Source organism: Flavobacteriales bacterium, from assembly GCA_013001705.1.
GTDB lineage: Bacteria > Bacteroidota > Bacteroidia > Flavobacteriales_D > JABDKJ01 > JABDLZ01.
The window spans coordinates 1-3,293 of sequence record JABDLZ010000287.1; the positions used below are offsets into that span (position 1 = coordinate 1).

4 protein-coding genes are annotated in these 3,293 nt (G+C 48.9%); 1 reads left to right on the forward strand and 3 read right to left on the reverse strand.

Annotation, left to right across the window (positions count from 1 at the left end; all coding sequences use genetic code 11):
• A partial coding sequence (locus HKN79_11400; protein ID NNC84172.1) for an aminotransferase class I/II-fold pyridoxal phosphate-dependent enzyme occupies positions 1–560 on the reverse strand: 560 nt, incomplete at its 3' end.
• Between the two features lie 170 nt (positions 561–730).
• Here HKN79_11400 and HKN79_11405 point away from each other — a divergent pair.
• Positions 731–1,249 carry a hypothetical protein gene (locus HKN79_11405; GenBank protein ID NNC84173.1) on the forward strand — a complete coding sequence of 173 codons (519 nt, stop codon included), beginning with the start codon at positions 731–733 and terminating at the stop codon, positions 1,247–1,249.
• Here the strand turns inward: HKN79_11405 and meaB are convergent.
• Together meaB and HKN79_11415 are read right to left on the reverse strand one after the other, a co-directional pair.
• Positions 1,246–2,220, reverse strand: a complete 975-nt coding sequence (gene meaB, locus HKN79_11410) for a methylmalonyl Co-A mutase-associated GTPase MeaB (protein ID NNC84174.1) — start codon at positions 2,218–2,220, stop codon at positions 1,246–1,248. The two genes, HKN79_11405 and meaB, sit on opposite strands and share 4 nt — an antisense overlap.
• Positions 2,221–2,242: 22 nt before the next feature.
• Positions 2,243–3,293, reverse strand: a 1,051-nt coding sequence (locus HKN79_11415) for a prolyl oligopeptidase family serine peptidase (protein ID NNC84175.1), incomplete at its 5' end; no start/stop codon positions are given.

The following is a 3,293-nucleotide window of genomic DNA, read 5'->3' on the forward strand; positions in this document are numbered from 1 at the left end:
GCGGTCAGTTCTTCATGCGAATAGACCGACCCTGTGGGATTGCAGGGGCTGCTGAATATCATCATGCGAGACTTCTCGGTGATGGCGTTCTCCAGTTGTTCAGGTGTGATCTTGAAATCACTGCTCAAGTCTGTTTTGATCACTTTGGGAACTCCCCCGGCCAGCTTGACTATCTCTTCATAAGAGACCCAATAAGGAGCCGGAAGAAGTACCTCCTCACCGCGTGATACAATTGCAAGGACCACGTTAGCTATAGACTGTTTCGCTCCTGTGGACACTACGATCTGATCGGGACTGTAATTCAACCCATTGTCGCGCTCGAACTTGGCTGATATCGCTTGACGTACTTCTAGATATCCATTTACAGGTGGATAGCTGCTATAGTCTCCGTGAATTGCTTGAATGGCGGCTTCTTTGATGAAATCCGGTGTGTCGAAATCGGGTTCTCCCAGGCTCAGACTGATGACATCCACTCCTTTTTCCTTGAGTTCTCTGCTCTTTCTGGCCATGGCCAGAGTGGCGGATTCGGCCAAGCGTTGGATCGTATCGGATAGGTGCATTATTCTCTTCTCGAAATGTGGCTGCGAAAGTACATATTCAATCCCCCTCAGACCCATGAATCAGCTCATCTTGCGTTGACTAAATGGAGACTATGAAGACCATTCAAGGACTGAGATGAACAATTTTGCGTTATTTCCGTTAGAAAAGACACTGAAAGACACCCCTGTCAATGGAAATTCTTGGTCAGATACTCATAGGCACCGTACCTGCCTTGGTCGTTCTCTTTGCTGCTTATTTTTTGTTCAAGTATCAATTGGAAGCTCTCTTTGAACGCTTGAATAGAGGGAGTGCAACTGCTGAAAAATTCAAAGTACATGTCAACTTTCAGGCCTACGAACGGCTTGTGCTCTATCTCGAGCGCATCAATCCCAGCAATATGGTGCTGAGGATGTATAAGAATGCCAATAGTGCAAAGTCATTGGAAAGCGACATGGTCAGGGCGATTCGAGAAGAATTCGAGCATAATCTCAGTCAACAGATCTATGTCTCGGATGAGATATGGAAATTGATCCGACAGGCCAAAGATGAGACGATCAAGCTGATCAGTTTGGCTTCCGGTCAGTGTTCGGAGAATAGCAGTGCCAATGAGTTGAGCCGTATTCTATTGGAACTCGCTGGATCGATCGATGAGTTCCCACATGACGTGGCTATACGCTACTTGAAGCAAGAACTTCGTTCAAAGCTCTAGTCAGAAGTCGCTTTTCTAGCTGCTCGCAAAGGGCTGATCTCCCCACCTTTAACGGCTTCCTTCAGTTCTTCCAATTTGGAGCCTACTTGCCGGTCAGCACTCCATTTCTTGAATAGCTCTTCACGCAAGGCTTCTTCGAACCAATTCAGATCCTGCGCTTGACGGAGCTTTTGCAGGCTTCCATCAGACCCAAGGTGTTCCCAATGCTCCTGAATAGCACTCTCCACCTGGTCCATGCCACGTCCGGTCAATGAAGAGACCGACCATACTCCTGGATTCCAGCCTGTATCGGTACTTCCCAGAAGATGCAATGCCGAACGATAGTCACTGATCGCCTCTCTCGCCTCAGCATCTGACTCTTCTTCCACTTTGTTGATCAATAGGATATCGGCCATCTCCATGATGCCCCGTTTGATCCCTTGCAATTCATCGCCTGCTCCCGCCAACATGAGCAACACGAAGGTGTCCACCATCATACGTACCTGGGTCTCACTCTGTCCCACGCCTACGGTTTCAATAAGTATGCGGTCGAATCCAGCTGCTTCACATAAAATGATGCTTTCCCTTGTTTTTCGTGCCACACCACCTAATGTATTAGAGGCAGCAGAAGGTCGAATGAATGAATGGGGATGGGAGGCTAATTTCTCCATACGGGTCTTATCTCCGAGTATGGCTCCACCCGTACGTAAACTCGATGGATCGATAGCCAATACTGCAACGCGATGACCCGCCTCGCAATATCTGAGCCCGAGGCTTTCGATGAAGGTGGATTTACCTACACCAGGTACACCTGTTATCCCCAATCGGTGGCTTTTTCCAGAGAACTCAGCACATTGGTCCATCAAACTATCAGCGGCCATCATGTCCTTTTCCAGAGTGCTCTCGATCAAGGTGATGCCTCTGCTCAGCGAACGGATGTCTCCCTGAGTGATTCCTTCATAAAGCTCCCTTGCGAGTGGATCGGTGGTCATGGATACCGGTAGAATGATGGATTCAAAGATGCTCGTTCACATAGTCGACTATGCGTTCTATCAGATGCACTCGATCGGGACCTCTGACATTGTGCTTATGTCCCGGATAGATGAATGTGTCCACCTGCTTGTCTGCATTGATGAAGGCATTCATCATGACCATATAGTGCTGAGGCACTACGATATCATCTGAAGTGTTGTGGATCAGCAGCAGGTCGCCTTCCAATTTATCGGCCAAACTTGATAGTCGGGTCGTCTCATATCCGGATGGATTGTCTGCAGGTGAATCCATGTACCGCTCGGTGTACATGACTTCATAAAAACGCCAATCGGTCACTGCTCCTCCGGCCACTCCTACTTTGAATGCATCTGGCTGACGCAGCATGAGATTGAGGGTCATGTATCCACCATAGCTCCATCCATGCACGGCCATACGATCGGCATCCACAAAGGGTTGACTGCGCAGGTACTCGACACCGGCCATCTGGTCCTTCACTTCCAATAATCCCAATTGGCGATGTACGGCCTGCTCGAATTTCAAACCCCGATTGCTGGAACCTCTTCCATCCAAGGTGAAGATGATATATCCTTGCTCGGCCAAGTGGTGCATCCATAAGGAGGCTGCTCCGAGCCAGGTATCGTGGATCAGTTGGACATGTGGTCCATTGTATACATAAACGAAGACCGGATACTTCTTCGATGCATCGAAATCAGACGGTTTGATCATCCGGCAATAGAGATCTGTACCATCTTCGGCCTGTATGGTGAATATCTCGGTCGTTCCTATCTTCTTCCCCTTCAGTGGATCTGGAGCATCGAGCAAGGTCTTGACCACCTTACCGCTTCTATCCCGAATGACTGTTCTGCGCGGAATTTCCAGTGAACTGTAGGCATCTATCATGTATTTCCCCGTATCGGAGACCTTGACACGGTGAAGCCCAGACTCGAGCGTGATGCGGGTCATTGATGAACCGTCCAAAGGCACTTGATAGGCCACAGTCTCAATTGGTGAGCCCGTCCCAAGCACGATCAACTCCTGGCTCTCCTCATCATAATGAAGAACACGTTGTATC

Coding starts and splice junctions, on each gene's coding strand:
- HKN79_11405 (NNC84173.1), top strand. CDS start 731: ATGGAAATTCTTGGTCAGATACTCATAGGCACCGTACCTGCCTTGGTC.
- meaB (NNC84174.1), bottom strand. CDS start 2,220: ATGACCACCGATCCACTCGCAAGGGAGCTTTATGAAGGAATCACTCAG.